Below are 21,616 nucleotides of genomic sequence, written 5' to 3' on the forward strand. Positions count from 1 at the left end.
CCCCTCCCTTGGTTTTCACGAAGTGGAAACTGAGGGAGGGGTTGGGGAGGGAGACTGCGGCTTGGGAAAGATGAAGGGATGATGGGATGAAGCGATGTGGTGAGAGTCCCATCCCATCATCCCTTCATCTCTTCATCTCCCGCGCCCTCCACCGTCGGCACAAGCACCGCCGCCGCCATGGAAGACGCTGCTGCCAAAGCATACGGCAGCCAGGGCCTCACATCAAAGAGTACGCCCCCAAGGATCGGCCCGACAAAGAACCCCGCCGACCTCGCCGCCTGCAACAAACCGAACAGCTCGCCCTGGCGTTCCGACGGTGCGAGCACGCTTGCCGTCGACATCACCGTAGGATTGGCGATGCCCGTGCCAAACGCATAAATCGTGCTTGCCAGCATCAGCGCGATGAACCCCCTAAGGTCGTACGAGACGCCAATAGGAATCAGATTGCTCGCTATGAAGGGTGCCAGGGGGTTCAACCCAAGCCCGACGCTCTGCATCACGTAGCCCAGCCGCACCGTGGCACCTGCGCCCACGCGCCTTGTGATCCACGCCAAGAACACGCCCGTCGCCGCACCGAGCAACGACTCGTAGCCGAAGATGTAGCCAAACTCCCGCTGCCCGAAGCCAAAGAAGGCCTGGATCAGGCGCCCGAACGTCCCTTCGAGGCAGGCTAAAGAGAGCCAACCCGCCGAATAGACGAAGAACAGGCGGCGAATCTTCCCTTGCTCCGCAAGCAGCCCGAACCCGAACGCCCGCCGCGATCCTGGGCTGCGCATCTCCGCCACCGGCATCGAACGGACCCCGACGACGATCCACAACAGCGACGCCGTCGAGGCCGCCGCTGCGGCAAGCCCCATCAGGTAGTTGCCGCCCCTTGCGGCCAGTTCGCCGCCGATTGCTGGACCGCTGACCAAGCCGAGCAGGATCGCCGAGTTGACGCGGCCCATCGTGGCGCGCCGCTCCGATTCCGGCGTGATGTCCGCCAGATAAGCTTGGCCTACGACGACGTTGGCGGCGGCGAGCCCCGAAAGCAGGCGGCTAAACAAGATGATCCAAACGTTGTCAGCGTACGCGTACACCACCATCGAAAGCGCGGAGAGTGCCGTACAGGCCAGAAGCACGGGCTTCCTGCCGATTCGATCGCTAAAGCGTCCCCACTGTGGCGAGACTACGAACTGCGTCACGAAGTAACTCGAAAGGAGCGCCCCAATGAGCCAACCGGGCGCGCCAAACGCCTGCGCCCTAAGCTGGATGTCCGGAAACGCCATCCCGAACCCGACCAGGTCGAGAAAGATCGCGAGCAATAGGGGGAGTTCGCGCTTGGGCACGGATGGGAGCATTCTGACGCCTTCCCGCTGTCCCTCGCTTTTTTTTGGGATTGCTTGCGGAAAATGAGGAGTTGCGTTACAATGCCGCTAAGAGCTTTCGCCGAGGAGCTGCGTAGGTTCCGCTGGCAAAGAGGACGGCCATCGCCTGACCGGTTCTTCGACGTAAGTGGAGGACGCGATGCCGATTCATGGCCATCACATTTCCTTCAACAGAGGGAACATCCTGAACCTCACCACGGAAGAGGGAGTCTACGAGCTGTTTTCCGATGAGGCCATCTACTTTGGCCAGAGCGAAGACGATCCACGGGGCATTCGAGGACGGTTGGAAAGGCACCTCTCTGGCGAGTTGTCACCTGGACCGGAGATTGTCCGGGATTTTCGATTCGAGGTCAACTCGAGGCCGGATCACCGCGTCGCCGAATTGATCGAGGAGTACGTCCACGAGCACGGAGAGTATCCCCGGTTCAACCCGCCTGCCGAGGCGGAGAAGGTGGCTTGAGGCAGAAATGGGACTTATCGGCCCAAAGCGGGCGATAAGTCCCATTTCCTTGGCGCGGAAAGCGAAGCCTACTTGACTTCGACCTTGCCGCCGACCTCTTCGATCGCTTTCTTGATCTTGTCGGCCTCGTCCTTGGGCACGCCCTGCTTGATGGGCTGCGGGGCGCCATCGACCAGGTCCTTGGCTTCCTTGAGGCCAAGGGCGGTGAGCTCGCGCACGACCTTGATGACCTGGAGCTTCTGATCGCCGGCGGCTGCCAGGATCACGTCGAAGTCGGTCTTCTCTTCGGCTGCCGGAGCGGCTTCGCCGCCGCCGCCCATCATCATGGGCATGCCCATCATGGGGGCCGCGGCGGTGACGCCAAACTTGTCTTCGAGCGCCTTCTTGAGCTCGGAAAGCTCCATGGCGGTCATTCCTGCGATGTCTTCAACGATTTTTTCAACGGTGGTTGCCATTTTCTTGGGGACTCCTTAGTTCGTGGGCTCTTCGGCCGGGGCTTCTGCGGCGGGCTCGCTAGTGTCGGACTCGTCTGACACGTCAGACACGTCGGACACTGGGGGCTCAGCAGGGGTTTCCGCGGCTTCGGGCGCGGGTTCCGCGGAGGGCGCTTCAGCGGCCTCCGTCGACTCTGAGGAAGCTTCCGGTTGGGGGGCGTTTGTTGCTTCGTCTGACGCGTCAGACTTGTCCGACACGTCCGCCGGGGCCGCTTCCGCCGGCGCATCAGCCGTCGGCTCGCCGAACTTGTCGGCGACCGCATAGATCGTGCGGATCGGCTCGGCCACGAGGGCGTCGATAACGCCGACGAGTTGGGTCAGCGGCGCGACGATGGTCCCGATCACCTGGGCGATCAGCACATCCCGCGGAGGCAGCTTGGAAAGCGCCTCGACGCTCTTGGCGTCCATGACTTTGCCGCCAAACATGCCACCCTTGATCGTCAGACTCTTGTGGGTTTGCGCATAGTCGAACAGGGCCTTGCAGCAATCGCTCTCGTTTTCATAAACGAACGCGACCGCCGTGGGGCCGTTGTGGAACTCGTACGGCAGCGTATCTGCGGCCTCGCCCGCGGCGCGGCGAAAGAGCGTGTTTTTGACCACGTGCAGCTCGCCTCCCTTCGCCTTAAGGTTCTGGCGAAGCTGCTGCATCTCTTTCACCTTCAGCCCGCGGTAGTCCGCAAACACGAGGCCAGACGACTTGGAGTACCACTCCTTGGCCTGCTCGATCGTTTGCTCTTTCTGGGCAGTAGGCATAAGTTTCGTTTCCTTCGGAGACGCTTTGGTCAGTTCTGATAAGACCTATAGGTCCCATAGGGCCTATGAGTCCAATCCCGCTTGCGGCGCTCCACCCAAAAAGCACCTCGGGGCTTCCGCCAACCCAGTTGGCGAAAGCCCCGAGACGCATCCATCGATCCGACGGCCGACGCTGAACCCACAGGCCCAATCGGCAATCGTCAATCGCAAATCGTCAATTGACCTCGCCCCCTCGGCTGGCAGGACCCTTGCGGCCCTTTATGGCTTCACACCACCGGCTGTCTCCGGAGACAAGCGAGATTATGGCACTGGAGCGTCAAGCAAAGCAACTACGGCAAAGGCAGACCCATCGCCCCGAGCCAGCTCTTTAACTTCTGAATCCGGTTCGGGGTGCTGAAGTCCACCGAGAACGGCCGGCCGCGCGCATCGATCATCAGGCCGACCGTCCCGCCGATCAAGTTCGTCGTCTGGCTCCTCTGGCCCCGCGTCGCGTCGAACCGCTTCACGTTCACCGCGTTGCCCTTGCCCGCGCCCACGTCGAAGTTCTTCGCCGGCGTCACCGTCAATTCCGCCACTTCATCGGGCAACGGCACGACCTTGATCTCGCCGAAAGGCACGCTCACGTCGATGCCCTGGCCCTTCACGCTCACACATGGCTCGCCCTCTTTCGCCACCCCCACCGGCGCGATGCAGGTTCCCACGCGCACGATGCAATCGCGCTCGAACACCTCGCGCGCGGCGTCGTAGAAGTGCTCGGAAAGCACACCCAGGTGGGGCATCATGAAGATCGAGTCCACCGTCATCATCGTGATGCCCTCGGGCTGATAGGCGTCCATCATCATCAGCGCCGACTGCGCTCGGCTGGGAGCGTGCGAGAGCACCCCTCCGCTGCCGATGATCATGTCGAGCGCCATCATCTTGACCAGCGTCTCGCCGCCCGCCTTCTGGTCAAAGATCTGCCCCACGTCGCGCTGCTGCTGCATGCCCGTCAGGCCTCTCGCCAGGGACTTGTGGTGGATGAACGCCAACCTCAGCGCCTCGCGCGCGACCGCGTGCTCGATCAGCAGGTCTTCATAGGTCTGCGGGATCGTTGTCGGACGGATCATCTTGTTGCGAAGGCGGTTGCGAACCTCGGCGGGGTCGATCTCGAACGGTACCCACCGCGCGATATTCTCGATCCCTGCTTCTTTCAGCACGTTGCAGATCGAGTAGCTCATGCCGAGGTTTGCCGAGACTGTTCGGTTGTAGGTGCCACCAAACACGCTGAACACGTCGGTGGTCGCGCCGCCGATGTCCACGCCCAGCAGGTTGATGCCCTCCTGGTCGGCGTAGGCCTTCATGAGCTTCCCAACCGCGTTCGGCGTGGCCATCACCTCTTCGCTGGTCCAATCCAGCAGCTTGCTATAGCCCGGCGCTTGCTGCATCACGTGCTCAAGGAACATTTCGTGGATCTCGTCGCGGGCAGGGTCCAGGTTTTCGCGATCCAGCGTCGGCCGGAGGTTGTCCACGGCGTGCATGGCGATGTCCGCGCCGAGCACCTTCGAGACGTCTTCGCGAGCCTCCTTGTTGCCCGCGTAGATGATCGGCAGCTTCATGTCGCCGAAGCGCGGTTTGGGGTCGGCGCGGCGCACCACTTCCGCCATCTCGATCAGGTGGCTCTTCGTGCCGCCGTCGGTCCCGCCGGACATGAGGATGATGTCGGGGCGAAGCTCGCGTAGGCGCTTGACCTTCTGGTAGTCCTTCCGGCCGTCGTCTACGGCCAGCGTGTCCATGAGAATTGCGCCGGCGCCGAGGGCCGCGCGCTCGGCGGATTCCGCGCTCATGGCTTTGACGACGCCCGCGACCATCATCTGCAAGCCGCCACCGGCCGAGGACGTGCTGACGTAAAGGTCTGCGGCCTCCAGCGCGTTGCCGCGCGTGTCGGTGGTCTTGCCTTCCTTCTGAAGCCGCCAGATGTGGCCGTCCTTCATCAGCTTTCGGCGGCCCTTCGGGAAGCCCTCGGGAACCTCGGTTTCGGTGATCTCCTCGAGCTCGGTCACGGAGTTGAGCACGCCGATCGTGACGTCCTCGAACGGCTTTTCGACGGTCGTCGGGGCCTCGCCGCGCGCGGCTAGGCGGTACTCGCCGTTGGGTCCGCGCTCGATGAGGATGGCCTTGGTCGTGGTCGAACCGCAGTCGGTCGCCAAGATGCGCTGAATGTCCTGGGGCATAGAGCCTTATTATGGCTGGTGCGAAGGGCGAAGGGCGAAGGGCGAAGGGCGACGGGCGACGGGCGACGGAGGTGGAGACGGAGCGCTCCGATCATCGGAGCACCCCGGACCGCGGACATCCCTGTCAGCGAGCCGAATCCGTTCTCGACAGGCGTAGAATGGCAAGAGGAAGGGACCTGAGATGAACGCCCTCTTGCTATCAGCTTGCGCTTGCTTTTTGGTCAGAGATGATATGACTGGCAAGGAAGCACTCGCACTCATGAGCGCCAGAACCGCTTTGGCCCATGCGACCTACGACGTCCCTGAGAGTGCTTTTCATTTCGGCGGCGGAATGGACGTGTTGTTTCCCGTCGGAAGAGCTGATCGCATGTACATCGTGGCCGAGGAGTACCCTCACATCGATCTGCCCAACCGCCCCCTCGTGCTGATTAGTTGCTGGACGTTCCAAAAGAAGAAGCTCCACCGAGAATGGAAGGTCTGGTTCAAGCCTACCGTTTCCAAACCCTGGAAGCCGTTCAAACCCAGGCGTCCTTCCGCGGTGCGGCCGCGAGGCACCCTATCGCTGATCGCCGATGGTTGCGGTGTCGATGCTGGAAGTGGGACGAAGACCGGCCACTTTGTCGCTGACACGAAGTCCAAAGACTGGAACCTCGCACGTGTTGAACTGAACTACGCACAGACTCTGATCTGCTATGACTTCGCGGACTCCGTCGCACCCTACTATGGCAATGGCTATCTGGTCTTTCCGGACGGCAAACCGGGGGATCAATTGCCCGAGGCGAACGTGATCGAGACCAGCGAGCCCCTGCCCATGACACGCGCCGAACTCGACATCATCAACGCGCGACGCCGCAAGAAGTGAGCAGCGCCTGCATAGCTCTTCGCCCCTCGCACTTCGCCCTTCGCCTCTCCATCAGCAGGAACCCAGTTCCCACCCGTCGAACCTAATCTCAAGCTGCAAATCCCCAATCCAGGGAACCCGCACGACGCGGTGCACGCGGTAGGTTATACTGTCCGCACCGAGGGTTTTTTCGGCCCATTTGGAGTGTCAATCGCGCATGGCAGGAGTCGCCTTTAAGAACGTCACCAAGGTCTTTGGCAAAGACGTCATCGCCGTCAACGACCTGAATCTCGCAATCAAGGACAAGGAGTTCATGGTGCTCGTCGGGCCCTCCGGCTGCGGCAAGACCACCGCGTTGCGCATGGTTGCCGGCCTGGAAGAAGCCACCGGCGGCGACATCCTGATCGGCGAGGGCCGCGTGAACGACGTGCCGCCAAAGGACCGCGACATCGCGATGGTCTTCCAGAACTACGCGCTGTACCCGCACATGAACGTGTACGACAACATCGCGTTCGGGCTCCGGCTCCGCGAGCTCAAGGGCTTTTTCTGGCAGCTCGCCAACATGGCCGAGGCCAAGAAGATCAAAGAGGACATCGACAAGCGCGTGAAAGAAACCGCCGCGATGCTGGGCATTGAGAAGCTCCTGCACCGCCGCCCGAAAGAGCTTTCCGGAGGCCAAAGGCAGCGCGTCGCGCTGGGACGGGCGATCGTTCGCAAACCCAAGGTCTTCCTCATGGACGAGCCGCTCTCCAACTTGGACGCCAAGCTCCGCATCCAGACCCGCGCCGAGCTCATCCGGCTGCACCGATCCCTCGGGATCACCACCATTTACGTCACGCACGACCAGGTCGAGGCCATGACCATGGGCCAGCGCATCGCCGTCATGAAAGATGGCCTGCTCCAGCAGTGCGACGAACCTGAGACGGTCTACCGAAAGCCGGCGAACAAGTTCGTGGCGGGCTTCATCGGCGCGCCGCCCATGAACTTTATGGACGCCAAGATCGAGGTCTCTGGAGGCTCTACGTGGGTGGACGCAGGCGATTTCAAGCTTCCCCTGAACGGCGACGCGAAGGGCAAGGTGAAGGACGGCCAGGCGGTCACGCTCGGCATTCGGCCCGAGGCGATTTTCGATGCGGCGATCCCCGGCCACGTGAAGAAGGGCGAGCACAACGCGATCACCATGAAAGTGGACGTGATGGAGCCGCTCGGCCACGAATACACGGCCTACCTGAACATCGGCAGCCACAACATCATCGCCACGCTGGACCCCTCGACGAAGATCGAAGAGGGCAAGAGCTTCGAGTTCCTGGTGAATCTGGACGAGGTCCACGTTTTCGACGCCGAGACGGAAGTCGCGATTCGGTAGGGGGCGCTCATGCTTCGAGCCGGATTGCTGGTCTTGCTCGGAATTGTCCTGATCGGAATCTCGATCAAGCAAGGCTTGATCGACCAAAGAATACTGGGACGCCGTAGCTGGTCTTCAAGAGCGCAACGGCCCGAAGCGACGGGCTCCGACGCGAAGATAGGTGGGATCGTTGGCATTGGCGCCGGAATCGCAGCGATCGGACTGGGCGGCCTGGAGTTCACAAGGCTCAAGGCAGGCAGACCGTCACTCTTCCCAACTAAGAAACTGTATTGAAGTGGTTGCCTCTTTCATCAGGCAGCTGCCCATGTGCCGTAGAAGGTTCATATGCCCCTCGACAAGAACCAGATCAGAGAATTGCGCAAGGCGTACCTTGCACATAACCGCGAAGTGCTCGAGGAAAACCGCGCGGCCACCATCGAAGAGCGCTGGCGAAATATCTCAGTTGTTGAAGAGATGTGGGAGTCTCTTGGAAAGGAACGGCAGTCTCGAGACGACTCAGCCGTTCGCGAACGATGGCTCAAGGCTAAGCGGCGACTGCATGGATGACGAAGTCCAGCTTTCGCGGCTTTAGAGAGCTGCAATCAAAACTTAGCGATTCCTTGATGCGGCCAACTGTCCTTGTGCCTTTATTGGCGGGTTCGCCGTCGGACTTCAAACCGATTGCAGAAGCACTCGGGATGTGGACGCCCTGATAGGCGGGGAATCGCTTGACCTACGCAGTTTCTTGGAGCTGGCAGGCGAGTTTGGATTGAAGTCGAGGGTGCCGGATATTGAAGCTGATGCGCGTTTGATCTTGGTTTTGCGCCTGGTTGACGTTGAAACGAACGTTCCCGTTGACCTCTCAATGTCGTACACACCTTTCGAATTGGGCGCAATCGATGCAGCTGAGGACTTGCTTGTCTCCGGGGTCACGCTGAGGGTCGCTCGACCGGAAGACCTCATCATCATGAAGGCAATAGCCCACCGGCTTCACGACCTAAGCGATATGAAGCAGCTTCTGGATCACTATCCGACGGTTGACTTCAAAAGGCTTGAATACTGGATTCGACAGTATGGGGAGGCGCTCGATGAACCGGATCTTTGGGATAGGATAGAGCCCTTACTTAGGGACGTAAAGTGATTACAGCGGAAGCGCGGAAATCCAGTGGCCCGATTCCCTTCCTCTCCTGTCAATCATCTACCTTCCTGGCTGCCAACGCCTGCTCGCTCCAGGTAAACAGTGACGATGGATCCCAAAGACCTTCTCGCCAGGCATCTGGGCCAAGCCTCGCCGACTCCCGACGCCGACACCTCGTTCTATGCCGACGACGTCGTGGCGGAGTTTCCCTACGCACCACCTGACCACACCCGCAAGTTGGAGGGCGTCGAGGCGGTCGTCGCTTTCATGCGCCGGATCCCCACCTTTGCCGAGGACTTCGAACTGGGTGAACCGACGATCTACCCCACAGCCGATGGCTTCGTCGCCGAATACCACGGCGAGGCGACCTTCAAGTCGACGGGCCTGCGCTACGCCCAGGACTACGTCTCCTTCTTCACCGTCCGGGACGGCAAGATCGCGCGGATCAAGGAGTACTACGATCCGCTAAGGGTGCTCAGGGCGATGGGGGAAGTGGAGTGAGGGCATTAGGCATCAGGCATTAGGCATCAGGCATTAGGCATCAGGCTGAGGCGCACAACGGGGATAGGCAGATTAACCCAGACCCAACGCCTAACACCTGATGCCTACAAGCAAAAAAGCCCCAAGCCACGAATGACTTGGAGCTCTTTTCTTGAAAGCTCGTGACGCGAGCGATAAGTCGACCTTGAGTTGTCTCCGCTTCCGTGAAGCAGAGAGTTCGTACTCTTTAAGGAGGTGATCCACCCACACCTTCCGGTACGGGTACCTTGTTACGACTTAGTCCCCCTTACCCCCCTCACCTTCGGCCGCTCCCTCCTTGCGGTTGGGCCACGGACTTCGGGTGAAGACAATTCAGGTGACTTGACGGGCGGTGTGTACAAGACCCGGGAACGTATTCAACGCAGTATAGCTGACCTGCGTTTACTAGCGATTCCGACTTCATGTAGTCGAGTTGCAGACTACAATCTGAACTGAGGACGTATTTTTGGGATTAGCTCCACCTCGCAGTATCGCTGCCCTTTGTTGCGTCCATTGTAGCATGTGTGAAGCCCCAGGCGTAAGAGCCATGCTGACTTGACATCATCCTCACCTTCCTCCGGCTTACACCGGCGGTCTCTCATGAGTTCCCGACTTTACTCGCTGGCAACATAAGACGAGGGTTGCGCTCGTTGGCGGACTTAACCGTACACCTCACGGCACGAGCTGACGACAGCCATGCAACATCTGTTTTTGAGTCTCCTTGTGGGAGAGGGCCACATTTCTATGGCTTTCTCGCAATGTCAAACCTGGGTAAGGTTCTTCGGTTAGTATCGAATTAATCCACATGCTCCACCGCTTGTGCGGGTCCCCGTCAATTCATTTGAGTTTCAACCTTGCGGCCGTAGTCCCCAGGCGGGATGCTTAATGCGTTAGCTGCGACACAAGGGGGGTCGATACCTCTTACGTCTAGCATCCATCGTTTAGGGCGTGGACTACCAGGGTATCTAATCCTGTTTGCTACCCACGCTTTCGCGCCTCAGCGTCAGATAACGCCCAGTAACCTGCCTTCGCTGTTGGAGTTCCTCCCGATATCAATGCATTTCACCGCTACACCGGGAATTCCAGTTACCTCTGCGTTCCTCAAGCTCGCCAGTATGCGAAGCAGTTTCCGGGTTGAGCCCTGGAGATTTCACTTCACACTTAACGAGCCGCCTACGCGCCCTTTACGCCCAGTAAATCCGGACAACGCTCGCCCCCTACGTCTTACCGCGGCTGCTGGCACGTAGTTAGCCGGGGCTTATTCGCTGGGTACCGTCCTAAGTCTTTCCCAGCAAAAGGAGTTTACAGACCTAGATCCTTCGTCCTCCACGCGGCGTCGCTGCATCAGAGTTTCCTCCATTGTGCAATATTCCAAACTGCTGCCACCCGTAGGTGTGTGGGCCGTGTCGCAGTCCCACTCGGGGGGATCATCCTCTCAGACCCCCTACCCGTCGTAGCCTTGGTAAGCCGTTACCTCACCAACAAGCTGATAGGACATAAGCCGCTCCCAAAGCCGGTTGCCCGGTTTAATCCTCTGATGATGCCATCTGAGGGCCACATCTGGTATTACCCGCAGTTTCCCGCGACTATCCCAGTCTTTGGGGCACGTTGCTTATGCATTACTCCGCCGTTCGCCGCTAGGGCCGAAGCCCTCGCTCGACTTGCATGTCTAAGGCACGCCGCCAGCGTTCGTCCTGAGCCATGATCAAACTCTCCGAAAAAAGCGTTGCTTCAGTCCCGATCGAAACCGGGACGAAAAACCTTTTTATCGGCCGCACCGACATGGTCATCGGTGCATTTGACCGCTTTCAATTGATCTTTGACGAGGACGCTCATCCCTCAGCCACTTCTGACCGAGCAACGGCGTCTCGTAATAAACCTTACCGAACGCGTCACTATTGAGCTTTCAAGGATCTGCGGCCCCAGGCTGGGACAGCAATCGATATTATAGGCACGCCCCTTCACGGATGTCAAGGGTGAAAGGCGGGTTTTCCCACATTTTTGTGGTCTAGACCGGTTCGTCTGTCTTGAAACAGGGCTCCAAGTCCATTCCTCAAGGCTCTTGGCCCAGAGGTATGTCCAGTGATCGCTCGGCGTTCCGAGATATATTGATCCCGTGCCCAAAACACGGCTTGCCATTCTGATCGGCCCTAAGGGCCGAGGCACCAACCTGAAGGCGATTGCCCGGGCCTGCCAGGATGGGCGGCTCGAAGCCGAGGTGGCCGTCGTCATCTCGCCGGCCGGCGATTCGCCCGCCGCCCAGTGGGTGCGCGAACAGGGACTGACCCTGGAGCTCGTTTCGCCAAAGGCAGAAGCCTATGGCGGGGGCCTTCTGGCGGTTTTGCGCGCCCACAGCGCCGAATGGGTGTGCCTCGCAGGCTACACCCGCCTACTGCCCACCGAAGTGCTCAACGCCTACGCCGGCAGAATTCTGAACATTCACCCGGCGCTCCTCCCGAAGTACGGCGGCAAAGGGATGTATGGCTCGCACGTTCACGAGGCCGTGGTTGCGGCGGGCGAAACCGAGTCCGGTTGCTCGGTCCACCTCGTAACGGAGCGCTACGACGAGGGACCGATCATCTTTCAAGTCAGGTGTCCCGTCGAACCAGGCGACACTCCGGAGACTCTCGCGGCCCGCGTCCTGGAACTCGAGAAGCAGGCCTATTGGCAGGCGATCGCCCAGGCCATCAAGCGGCCACATTCGGCCTAACTGAATCCCCGGGGCGCCTTCTATAGTGCTTCGTTGCGGAAATCCCATAGGACTCTTTCACAGACTCCTCCGGCATGGCCCCGGAACGTTCAAAGACTGCTCTGAGACCACCTCGTAACGTTAGCGAACTTCGCTGCGATGACCCCGAAGGGCCAAAGACTGAGAGCCGGTTGTCGAGGACACCGGGCCAAACGGCCAATTCGCATCATCAAGCGCCCTGGAGGAATGCCAGAATCACGAAGCCGTGGTTTCTATGCGCCCCTGTTAAGATCGGAGCAACTCAACGCATGGACGATCCTCAGCCCGAAAGCAATGACATCGAACTGCAGAGCCCCCTGTTTGGGCTGCTCGGGCTTCCTTTCTGGCGCTTCGTCGCCAGGGTGATGCTCTTGGTGCTCGGCCCATTGAGGGTACGAAACAAACGCCAGATCCCCGGAGCCGGAGGCCTCCTCATCCTCTCAAACCACCTTGCAGACGTGGACCCCGTCGCGATCCAAGTCGGGTGCCCGCGCGCAATCTACTTTATGGGAAAGAGCGAGCTCTTTGAAATGCCCTTTCTGGGCCGTTTCCTTCACTGGTTTCGCGCGTTCCCGGTCAAGCGGGGCGAGCCGGACCGCACAGCGATCAAGAAGGCCGTCGCCTATTTGAAGGCGGGCCAAGCTGTCTGCGTCTTCCCGGAGGGCGAGCTCAGCGAGAGCTCCGCGCTTTTGCCCCTCAAGCCTGGCGTCGCCCTTATCGCCCGGATGGCCGATGTGCCCATCATCTGCGCCGGGATCAACGGAACCAACCGCATCCTCCCCTACGGCAGATTGCTCCCCAAACCCGCGTTTGGCGGCGTCTCGCTTCGCTGGGGAGAGCCGCACAAGTTCGAGAAGGGAGCGAGCGCCGAGGAGATCATGGGCTGGGTTGAACAGCAGCTTAGGTCGCTGACCGATCAGCCTCTTGTCAGTTCGCCCAATCCCTAGTTGATTTCAGGCACAAACTTGGCATAGGTTCGCTCATACGCCACCTCGAACCCGCAGGCCAGCATGTTGCGGCAGGAGTAGTTTGGGCTGTCCGGTTTGTCGGCGCCCGTCTCGCTGGTCACCCATTCACAACCTTCAGCCGCCGCTTTGCGAATCCGCGCCTCGATCAACGCACGCTGAAGCCCCTGCCCCCGAAAGTCCGGCAAGACGCAGCCCGCGCCGAGCCATCCGACCCCCTCGTAGGTGTAGAGAAAGGCGGTGCCGGCGGGCTGACCCAGGAGTTCGGCAAGGAAATAGTGGCAATGCTCGTCGGGGACGTCCGCCAGAAACCACTCCAGGGCAGCGGGAGGCATTTTGAACGCCTCGACGGCGACGCGGGCAAAGGTACTGAAATCCAGCACCGAAAGCTCGCGAACACGGGGGTCGGGCTTGGGCAAGGGCACGGATGTGGACCGGATGAACTTGGGATAGTCTTCACCCCGCACCATGCCTCGACGCCAAAGGCGTTCCTCATCGACGCCATGGGCGATGGGAGCGATCTCGACCGCCCAGTTCTGGTTGCCGAAGAACGCCGCGAGCTGGTCGAACTCCTCGTCCCCAAAGGTTTCCAGAAGCCCCAGCCCGTTGCACCGGTTGTAGAGCGGGTCATTAAGCGCATCACACTTTCCTGCCCAGGTGGAGCCGATCGGCAGCAGCCCCACGCCGAGCTTCTTGGCCACTTCGGGGCGGGTGTTGCGATAGATGGAAGCAAAGGCGGCAGCCTCGGCCATTTCGCACCGAATCAGGGTCTCGCGATCCATCGGGAGTGATTATGGTTGACAAATCTCAGCCAATCCTCGATACTTCGTCAATGGACAGTCGGTCCTTCGTTGTCGTCGCCCTGTGCGTGCTGGCGTCCTTGGGCTGCGGTGGCCAATCAGACATCGTAGGAAGCTGGACCTGCGAAAGCGAGATTGTGGTCAAGGACTCCACCTTTCCGGTGAAAGGCATCGACACATTCTCGATGGACGGAAGCTACCGGAGCGTCGCGCGTATTGAAAGTGCGCGTGGCCGCACTTTGGTGAGCAGCCAGACGGGCACTTGGACCCTGACTGGAAACAAGCTTACTGAAACGATCACGGACGTTCACTGGGACGTGGAGGGTGTCGTCGCAGGAGCTGAAGCGATCAAGGCAAGGCTCATGAAGAACCGAGATCAGATCATCAAAGAAGCAAACGATAACGGGCACTACGTGATCACTTGGGTCACCAAGAACTGCTTCTCTTATGTCAGCAACAAGAAAAAGTACGTCTACTACAGGAAGCAGGACTAGGCGCCATCGCAACAAGGTCGCTTTAGGTTGCCGTCGACGGAAAGCGGGACCTGGCTTCAACCCACAAACGGCCTTTGGAGCCAAGGAGCGCGAGTCTCCAGACTCGGCCCGGTGGCCGATCTTGGGGTTGGTTCAGGTGTAGCTCAATGGCACGTTACAGGGAAGAACGATCAGCCTACAGAACTCGGATTGAGAACTCCCCGTAGCATTGATTGATGGCTACCGCGACGAGGCTCCCGTCACCGTTTTCCGTGCCCCAAGCGCCCGATGGCGAGGCCTTCGAAGCGTGCATCCGCCGCCAAGGCACCCCGCAGCGCGTCCACATCGTCGAGCTGTACCTCGACTTCGAGGTCCAACAGGAGATCGCCCGCCGCTACGGCGTTTGGGACGGTCTCAGCCCTGAAGACCCCTACTATTGGCCTAAATGCCAGATCGCCATCCAGCGCTTCCTGGGCTACGATTACGTCACCTGGGGCCTCTGGCAAGACTGGAAGGTCCCGGGCCAGGTGGCCGAAGACACCGCGGGCCTAAAGAGGGAAGCAGGCCGCCGCTTCACCGACCATCAGCACGGCCCAATCATGAGTTGGCAGGACTTCGAACGCTTTGATTGGCCCGACCCCTCCAAAGCCGACACGTCGAGCCTCGAATGGCTGAACGCGAACCTCCCCGACGACATGTGCCTGATCGCAGGCGTGACCGGCCACTTTCTGGAGCAGCTTACGGCGCTCATGGGCTACGAGAACCTTTGCTATGCCCTGGCCGACGATCGCGCGCTGGTCAAAGCCATCGCCGACAAGGTGAACGACTACTACCTGCACCTTTACCGCACGGTGGTCCAGTTCGATCGAGCACGCATGGTCTGGGGAAGCGACGATTTGGGTTTTCGTACGGGCACCCTGATCTCGCCGGCCGACCTTCGCGAATTCGTGCTCCCCGCCCACAAGGCCGCCGCCGAGATCTTTCACCGTGCCGGCAAGCTCTACCTGCTCCACTGCTGCGGCCAAGTGCTGGACATCATGGAGGACTTGATCGAGGACGTCAAGGTCGACGCGAAGCACTCATACGAAGATACGATCCTCCCGGTCACCGAGGCCAAGCGCCTCTTTGGAGGCCGCATCGCCGTGCTCGGCGGGATCGACATGGACTTCCTGTGCCGGTCTACTCCAGATCAGGTTCGCGCTCGCGTGCGCGAAACGCTGGACATCTGCCAGCCCGGCGGCGGCTACTGCCTCGGCACCGGCAATACCGTCGCCAACTTCCTCCCCGTCGACAACTACCTGGCGATGCTGGATGAGGGGAGAAGGTGGGGAGATGAAGGGATAAAGGGATGAAGCGATGAGGGGAAAGCCCTTCGCCAATCGCTCTTCGCCCTTCGCCGCCGCCCTCTCCAAGCGCTACCGCGCAAGCTTCCGGGCGCTGCGCTCCCGCTTCAGATAGACGGTCACCGTGGCCGACTTTCCCGACGACGAAATAGCCGTCGTGAAAGTCATGCCTTCGCTTGAAGTCGGCACCAATTCGGAGGACATGCTCATGCCGCTCTCCGACCGCGCATAGCGGCCGACTCCGGTCTGGAGCGGACTCGCAGCCATCTTGTCCAGCACGAACTTTTCCGCGTCGCCGATGCGCTCTGCCCCGTGGAATTCCTGGAGCTCATAGGTCATGTCCGCGCTCTGGCGCCGGATCTGGAACTTCGTGTCGAACGGGAAATAGCCAAGCTCCTCGCGCGCCGCAGACGCCTCCAACGAAGTCATTCCCCTCGTGCTGACGTTCGTTTTGACAGGCCGCCAGGTACCCAGAAAGGCCGTATCGCGGAGCAGCGGCATGAACGATACGGGCCGCCAGAGCTGGTTCTGCTTGGCGTAATCGTACAGCTGGCTTGGGGTGTGCAAAGGCCACCAACTGGTGTCCAGGTCGATCTGGGCGCCCTTCCAGTAAGCGAAGTGTGGAAGGGAGATACAGTCGAGCTGAAGTCCGGAGCCATTTGCCGCCCGCCGCAGGATTTCGCCGACGTTCGTCGCCGCAAGCTGTCCGTGCTTGTCGTCATAGGGCACATGGGCGAGCGCGCACTGAAGGCCGATCTCAACGATCTTCCAGCGCCGAGAGTCCTTGTCCGGCAGCGAACTCCACTTGAGCGCCAGCCCCTTGTCGTTCTCAAAGCGCAGCGCGCCTGCAAGATCGAAGGTGGATAACCTGGGATAGTAAGCGTTGGAGCCCCCGTTGAAGTCTGTGAACTGCTCCACCATCGACGCCACCCTGACGCCGCGCCCCGGCATCGAATCGATCACCAAATAGCTGTCGAGCAGTTCAAAGCAGCCGCTTCGGATTGCCGCCTCTTCAAACGCCTTGGCATACCGCTCCTGCAGGTCACGGGGCATCATGCTCCAGCGTCCGATGTAGAGTCCCGCGTGCCCAGGACCGTACTCAGTCAGGTTGTCCACGACCACATCGCCAGGGACCATTCCGGTCATGTCGGCGTGTATCGACGCCGGGATAGTGAGCAGAATTAGCGCCAAAAGATGGCTGTACCCTCGCCTCATAGGGGTCTGCTTCCATGATTCCGTTGTCGCTGGACTTGGTATTGTTGCGGGGACCTGAGGCTCCCCACCCACCCAGCCACCCCAACTTCCACCCTACCATCCGTCCACCCTCCGTCCTTCCGCCCCTTGGTCCCTCTGTCCCTCGGTCCCCTTTTGCCTCCGCCCCTTTGTCCCTCCGCCACTCCACTCGAGCAGGAGCTAGTGGCAGCGAGCCAGAACCTAATGCCATGGCGTTCCTACCCGCCCTCCTGCTCCTCGGTGCCTATATGTCCTCAACCACAGTTCCCGGCCCCGCCTTGCCCTCCTTGTTCCCCCTGCCCCAAGAGATACAAATGCTCGCCGGCGCGCCGTTCGTCTTCGACAAATCCACGCGCGTCTACGACGCCACAGGCGACCACGCCTCCAGATTCCTCAAAGCCCTGGTCAAGAACGCCTCCAACATCGACCTCAAAAGTACTGAAGATCGTTCCGCCGTCGGCCAAAAGGGAACCATCGCCTTCGTCCCCGCCATGCCCGAAGACGGTGTCAAGCCCGAGGGATACAAGCTCACGATCAAGAACGGATCGGCAACCGTCAAGTTCGTCGACGACGCCGGCGCCTTCTACGCCGTTCAAACCCTCCGCCAGCTTCTCCCCAACTCTGTCGAAACCAGGTCTGCAACCGGCAATCCGCGACCTGCGACCCGTCTTGACCTCCCCAACCTCACCATCACCGACTACCCCCGCTTCTCCTGGCGCGGTATGCACCTCGACGTCTCCCGCCACTTCTTCCCGCCCGACTTCATCAAGCGCTATATCGACTTCATCGCCCTGCACAAGATGAACCGCTTCCATTGGCATTTGATCGACGACGGCGGATGGCGGATGGAGGTCAAGAAATATCCGAAGCTCACCGAAGTAGGGGCTTGGCGCACGGATACCGGCGAGGTTTGGCCCGGTGGCGCGTGGAACATGGGTGGCCTGGAGTTCCCGGGCAAGAACAGCGGCAAGAAGCTCTACGGCGGCTTCTACACCCAAGAGGAGATTCGCGACATCGTCAAATATGCCGCCGACCGCCACGTCGAAGTGATTCCCGAAATCGAGATGCCCGGCCACAACCTGCCGGCGATGATCGCTTATCCCGACCTAGGATGCGACCTTAAGGGCGCCGACACGGGCATGCCCAAAACCAACGTGTTCTGCGCGGGAAAGGACTCGACGCTCCAGTTCCTCGAGGACGTGCTGAAGGAGACAATGGACCTCTTCCCCACCAAATGGATCCACGTCGGCGCGGACGAAGTCTGGAAGGGCTTTTGGCAAAAGTGCCCCGACTGCCAGGCGCGCGTCGAGAAGGTCGGACTCAAAGGCGACCGAGCGACTGCAAACGGGTACCGCGCGGATCACAGCCCTGAGGAGAACCTCCAGAGCTGGTTCGTGCGCCATTACGAGAACTTCCTGTGGCGGAACGGGCGAACGCTAATCGGCTGGGACGAGATCCTGGAGGGCGGCCTCGCTCCCGGCGCGACGGTCATGAGCTGGCGCGGCATCGATGGCGGCATCGCTGCGGCCAAATCAGGCCACGAAGCGGTCATGTCGCCCACCTCGCACTGCTATTTCGACTACGGCTACGAGGGCACGAGCACCAAGCACGTCTATGGTTGGGAGCCGGTCCCAGACGTGCTGAATGCCGACGAGTCGAAGTTCATTCTCGGTGGGCAGGCGAACGTATGGACCGAGTGGATTGCGACTGAAGCGCGCGTCGAGTACATGATCCTCCCGCGCATGCTCGCGACCGCCGAAGTCCTCTGGCTCGACCCCAAAAAGAAGGACTGGGAGAGCTTCAGCAAGAGGATGGGGCCCTACTTCGGGCGGCTCGACGCACTCCAATGCACGTATCAGATGCCTGCGCCCGAGGTCCAATACGGCGCGGTCATCTTCAGCGACTCCGCCGAAGTGCCCGCCAAAGAGGTGCCCGGCATCCCGTTCAGCCTGCGCTACACCACCGACGGCACGAGCCCGGACGGGAAGTCGCCCGAGTACAAGGGGCCGATCCAGGTGAAGGCAGACACTCTGGTCAGCTTCGCTTATGTGAACAGCCAAGGCAAGCCCGGAGACGTCGCGCGCGTCTCCTGCAAGAAGTTTGTGCCGACGAACGACAAGTCCGAATTGCTGCAGGGCCTGAACGTCGAAGGCGTAAAGGGCGACTTCTCCAAGGTGCCCGATTTCGCCAAGCAGACGATTGCCTCATCGGGCTTTGCTTCCGTGATCAGCAACGCGGCTCTCGGCTTCGACCACGAGTACGCTTTGCGGTTCACCGGGTTCTTCGAGGCGCCTGCCGATGGGCTCTACACCTTTGCCCTCAGCAGCGACGATGGGTCGACCTTCAAGCTGGCGGGCGCGATGGTGGTGGACAACGATGGCTTGCATGGCATGGGTGAGAAGTCGGCGTCGATCCACCTCAAGAAGGGGCTCTACCCCATCGAATTGGGGTACTTCGAACAGCGCGGCGGCAAGGGCCTGAAGCTGATCGTCGAAGGCCCCGGACATCCTAAAGGCGAAGTCCCGGAAAGTCTGCTCTGGAGGAAGGGGCAGAAGCCTAAGCGGCAGGGGTCATAGATGGTGCCGCGACCCCGCAAGGGTCAGCAGAGAGTAGCCAGGGGTTGAGGCCCCCGGGCCGACACCCCTGGAGAACGCCACCCCCTTCCAATCATCCGGGACCCCGATAGGGGTCAGCAGAGAGTAGCCAGGAGTTGAGCGGAGCGAAACCCCTGGTAAGCGCAGGCCCTAAACCCCTCTGCACCCCGCAAGGGGTGCCACAATCCGCCATGCCCGCCACCTACGCGAGCCTCTATTTCCACCTGATCTTCGCCACCAAAGGCCGTGCACCCCTTCTACAACCTGAAATCCGTTCGCGCTTGCATGGCTATCTCGCCGGTTGCGCCAAGAACCTCGGAGCCGTGCCTCTCGCTATCGGTGGTGTCGAAGACCATGTCCATCTCCTGGTCTCAACCAAGACAACACACTGCATCGCCGACTTTGCACGTGACTTGAAGAGATCGGCTACGGTCTGGATGCAGCGCGAAATGGGGATGCCTAGCTTTGCATGGCAAGAGGGCTATGGGGTGTTCACTGTTGGGTTCCGTGGTTTGGACAGGGTCAGGGAATACATAGCGAACCAGGAAGAGCGCCACAAAACCGTTGATTCCCGGTCGGAGCTACTCTCGATCTGCCGCGAACTGGGTGTCGAGGTGGACATGAGATATTTCGAATAGGCTGTAGCACCCCTTGCGGGGTGCGGTTCCGTTTGGCCCGCCACCAGGGGTTTCGCTTCGCTCAACCCATGGCTACTGTCTTCTGACCCCTGTCGGGGTCGCGGGCTGAACCCAACCGCTAGCTCCGGTCTTCTGATCCCTGTCGGGGTGGCGCCAGACCGGTACGAAGGATGTGCGCCCTCATTCGAACTCGCGATTGCTAAGCAATTGAGTGATATCGAGGAGATCTTAATCGTCGATCAGCCATCAGAGTCGGTGCGATGGTTGGCTGATGGCTTCTGCTCGCAGTCGTCTTCAAGTTTGTCGTGAGCCTCATCCCAGAGCTGGCGTCTCACGCCATTCCGGATGGCATCAACCAGTGAGATTGAGAGCTTTCTCTTGGCTTGTTCATACACCGGCCCCTGTTCCTTGACTCAGCCTGCAGTTTCTTGAACGCTTGACTTCCTCCAGAAAGACGAGAACCCAACAGCGAGAGCCTTGCGGCGGCCGCGATAGCTAGAAATCCGCCAATGCAAACTACGTAGACCGACTTGGTGGGAAAGACAAGGGTTACTACCCAAACTGGAAGGAGGAACACTATGGCAAAAAAGAGCACCGCCAAGAGGAAGATGACTGCTTCTGCGATGTAATAGGGTTTCATCGGAAGTTCCCGGCTACGTGCGAATTCTATCTGAGCCATTCCTCCAGTCTTTGCTGAGCTCGCAAGCTACTTCAGCTTACTCCCTCGCCTCGCCAAACCCGCCTTCCCGCTTGGGCATGCGCTCCATGAGGAGCGTGACAGCCTCCAACGGCTTCATGCGCCCTTGAAGCACGGCTCCAATCCCCTCGAAAACCGGCATCTGGACCCCGTTGCGGCGTGCCAGCACCATTGCAGCTTCGGCCGTCGGCACGCCTTCGGCGACCTGGCCGATCTCGCCAAGCGCCTGCTGAAGTGTCCTTCCTTGCCCGACCGCCAGCCCGACGCGGTAGTTCCGACTGAGCTTGCTCGCCGCCGTGGCGAAAAGATCTCCCACGCCGGCGATGCCCAGAAAGGTATCAAGCTTGCCGCCAAGCGCCATACCCAGCAACGTCATTTCTCTGAGGCCGCGCGCAAGGAGGGCGCCCTTCGAGTTGTCCCCGAAACCCAACCCATCCGACATCCCGGCGCCGATGGCCAACACGTTCTTGAGCGCCCCAGCAAGCTCAACGCCAATGATGTCGTCGCTGATATACACGCGAAACGTGCGGCAGTTGAAGGTCCAGGCCACCTTTTCTGCGAGCTCTTCATGGGCGGAGGCGGCAACGGCGGCGGTCGGAATGCCACGCGCAATCTCAAGCGCCAGGTTCGGGCCGCTTAGCGCCGCGACTTTGGCTCCGGGACGCGCCTCCAGCACCGCATCGCTCAAGAGCTGGTTGGTCCCCACGGCGAGGCCCTTTGCGACGATCACGACGTTGCCACCCGACTCCGGAAGCATCTGCGCCGCGGCTTGGATACCGGCGGCGGGTGTGGCGAGCAGCCAGATATCGGGCGCACCGAGAGCGCCGGCTTCGAACACGATTTCGATCTCCTCAGGAAGGGCGAATCCGGGAAGGTGGCGCAGGTTTTCCCTCGCCGAGGCCAGCATCTCGAGGTGCTCGCGGTTCCGGCCGTGCAGATTGACCTGGTGGCCGTTCCGCGCCAGCAGAATCGAAAGGGCCGTGCCCCAGCTTCCCGCCCCGATCACCGCAACGTTCAT

20 protein-coding genes and 1 rRNA gene are annotated in these 21,616 nt (G+C 60.5%); 12 read left to right on the top strand and 9 right to left on the bottom strand.

Going from position 1 to position 21,616, the window contains the following annotated elements; genetic code table 11:
* Positions 1-116: 116 nt before the first annotated feature.
* Positions 117-1,328, bottom strand: coding sequence for an MFS transporter (locus HZC36_03190; protein ID MBI5705978.1), 1,212 nt, complete (start codon positions 1,326-1,328; stop codon positions 117-119).
* Between the two features lie 178 nt (positions 1,329-1,506).
* Here HZC36_03190 and HZC36_03195 point away from each other — a divergent pair, with 178 nt between their 5' ends.
* Positions 1,507-1,827: a hypothetical protein gene (locus HZC36_03195; protein ID MBI5705979.1), complete on the top strand. Its 321-nt coding sequence runs from the start codon at positions 1,507-1,509 to the stop codon at positions 1,825-1,827.
* Between the two features lie 68 nt (positions 1,828-1,895).
* Here HZC36_03195 and rplL read toward each other — a convergent pair whose 3' ends face one another.
* The 3 genes from rplL to HZC36_03210 all read right to left on the bottom strand — a co-directional run bounded on the left by rplL (position 1,896) and on the right by HZC36_03210 (position 5,284).
* Positions 1,896-2,282: a 50S ribosomal protein L7/L12 gene (rplL, locus tag HZC36_03200; GenBank protein ID MBI5705980.1), complete on the bottom strand. Its 387-nt coding sequence runs from the start codon at positions 2,280-2,282 to the stop codon at positions 1,896-1,898.
* Positions 2,283-2,297: 15 nt separating this feature from the next.
* Positions 2,298-3,074 carry a 50S ribosomal protein L10 gene (gene rplJ / locus HZC36_03205; protein ID MBI5705981.1) on the bottom strand — a complete coding sequence of 259 codons (777 nt, stop codon included), beginning with the start codon at positions 3,072-3,074 and terminating at the stop codon, positions 2,298-2,300.
* 329 nt (positions 3,075-3,403) lie between these two features.
* The gene (locus HZC36_03210; protein MBI5705982.1) at positions 3,404-5,284 is read right to left on the bottom strand and encodes a glutamate mutase L; all 1,881 of its coding nucleotides are present in this window, start codon (positions 5,282-5,284) and stop codon (positions 3,404-3,406) included.
* A 259-nt stretch (positions 5,285-5,543) separates the two neighbouring features.
* Between HZC36_03210 and HZC36_03215 the strand changes: the two genes are divergently transcribed.
* From HZC36_03215 to HZC36_03235, 5 genes are all read left to right on the top strand, one after another.
* Positions 5,544-6,146, top strand: a complete 603-nt coding sequence (locus tag HZC36_03215; protein ID MBI5705983.1) for a hypothetical protein — start codon at positions 5,544-5,546, stop codon at positions 6,144-6,146.
* Positions 6,147-6,342: 196 nt separating this feature from the next.
* Positions 6,343-7,491 (top strand): sn-glycerol-3-phosphate ABC transporter ATP-binding protein UgpC, encoded by a 1,149-nt coding sequence (gene ugpC, locus HZC36_03220; protein ID MBI5705984.1) that lies wholly within the window; start codon positions 6,343-6,345, stop codon positions 7,489-7,491.
* A 324-nt stretch (positions 7,492-7,815) separates the two neighbouring features.
* Positions 7,816-8,037, top strand: a complete 222-nt coding sequence (locus HZC36_03225; GenBank protein ID MBI5705985.1) for a hypothetical protein — start codon at positions 7,816-7,818, stop codon at positions 8,035-8,037.
* An 82-nt stretch (positions 8,038-8,119) separates the two neighbouring features.
* Positions 8,120-8,611 carry a nucleotidyltransferase gene (locus tag HZC36_03230; protein MBI5705986.1) on the top strand — a complete coding sequence of 164 codons (492 nt, stop codon included), beginning with the start codon at positions 8,120-8,122 and terminating at the stop codon, positions 8,609-8,611.
* A gap of 105 nt (positions 8,612-8,716) precedes the next feature.
* The gene (locus HZC36_03235; GenBank protein MBI5705987.1) at positions 8,717-9,109 is read left to right on the top strand and encodes a nuclear transport factor 2 family protein; all 393 of its coding nucleotides are present in this window, start codon (positions 8,717-8,719) and stop codon (positions 9,107-9,109) included.
* 225 nt (positions 9,110-9,334) lie between these two features.
* Here the strand turns inward: HZC36_03235 and HZC36_03240 are convergent.
* Positions 9,335-10,844 (bottom strand): 16S ribosomal RNA (locus tag HZC36_03240).
* 390 nt (positions 10,845-11,234) lie between these two features.
* On the opposite strand from HZC36_03240, the gene HZC36_03245 reads away from it, so the two are divergent.
* The gene (locus HZC36_03245; protein ID MBI5705988.1) at positions 11,235-11,837 is read left to right on the top strand and encodes a phosphoribosylglycinamide formyltransferase; all 603 of its coding nucleotides are present in this window, start codon (positions 11,235-11,237) and stop codon (positions 11,835-11,837) included.
* Between the two features lie 287 nt (positions 11,838-12,124).
* Entirely contained in the window at positions 12,125-12,802 is a 678-nt protein-coding gene (locus tag HZC36_03250) for a 1-acyl-sn-glycerol-3-phosphate acyltransferase (protein ID MBI5705989.1), read from the top strand.
* Here the strand turns inward: HZC36_03250 and HZC36_03255 are convergent.
* Positions 12,799-13,602 carry a GNAT family N-acetyltransferase gene (locus HZC36_03255; protein ID MBI5705990.1) on the bottom strand — a complete coding sequence of 268 codons (804 nt, stop codon included), beginning with the start codon at positions 13,600-13,602 and terminating at the stop codon, positions 12,799-12,801. The two genes, HZC36_03250 and HZC36_03255, sit on opposite strands and share 4 nt — an antisense overlap.
* Before the next feature lie 50 nt (positions 13,603-13,652).
* Between HZC36_03255 and HZC36_03260 the strand changes: the two genes are divergently transcribed.
* Both HZC36_03260 and HZC36_03265 read left to right on the top strand, forming a co-directional pair.
* Complete coding sequence (locus HZC36_03260) at positions 13,653-14,114, top strand: hypothetical protein (GenBank protein ID MBI5705991.1); 462 nt, start codon at positions 13,653-13,655, stop codon at positions 14,112-14,114.
* 215 nt (positions 14,115-14,329) lie between these two features.
* Positions 14,330-15,445 (top strand): uroporphyrinogen-III decarboxylase-like protein, encoded by a 1,116-nt coding sequence (locus HZC36_03265; GenBank protein MBI5705992.1) that lies wholly within the window; start codon positions 14,330-14,332, stop codon positions 15,443-15,445.
* A gap of 63 nt (positions 15,446-15,508) precedes the next feature.
* Here the strand turns inward: HZC36_03265 and HZC36_03270 are convergent, their stop codons facing one another.
* Entirely contained in the window at positions 15,509-16,651 is a 1,143-nt protein-coding gene (locus HZC36_03270) for a hypothetical protein (protein ID MBI5705993.1), read from the bottom strand.
* Positions 16,652-16,983: 332 nt separating this feature from the next.
* On the opposite strand from HZC36_03270, the gene HZC36_03275 reads away from it, so the two are divergent.
* Positions 16,984-19,245 (top strand): family 20 glycosylhydrolase, encoded by a 2,262-nt coding sequence (locus tag HZC36_03275; protein MBI5705994.1) that lies wholly within the window; start codon positions 16,984-16,986, stop codon positions 19,243-19,245.
* A 209-nt stretch (positions 19,246-19,454) separates the two neighbouring features.
* Complete coding sequence (tnpA, locus tag HZC36_03280) at positions 19,455-19,901, top strand: IS200/IS605 family transposase (protein MBI5705995.1); 447 nt, start codon at positions 19,455-19,457, stop codon at positions 19,899-19,901.
* Positions 19,902-20,232: 331 nt separating this feature from the next.
* Here tnpA and HZC36_03285 read toward each other — a convergent pair whose 3' ends face one another.
* On the bottom strand, positions 20,233-20,541 hold the full coding sequence (locus HZC36_03285) for a hypothetical protein (protein MBI5705996.1): 309 nt from the start codon (positions 20,539-20,541) through the stop codon (positions 20,233-20,235).
* Between the two features lie 76 nt (positions 20,542-20,617).
* Positions 20,618-21,616: an NAD(P)-dependent glycerol-3-phosphate dehydrogenase gene (locus tag HZC36_03290; GenBank protein MBI5705997.1), complete on the bottom strand. Its 999-nt coding sequence runs from the start codon at positions 21,614-21,616 to the stop codon at positions 20,618-20,620.

The sequence above is a fragment of the Armatimonadota bacterium genome (assembly GCA_016223145.1).
GTDB lineage: Bacteria > Armatimonadota > Fimbriimonadia > Fimbriimonadales > Fimbriimonadaceae > Nitrosymbiomonas.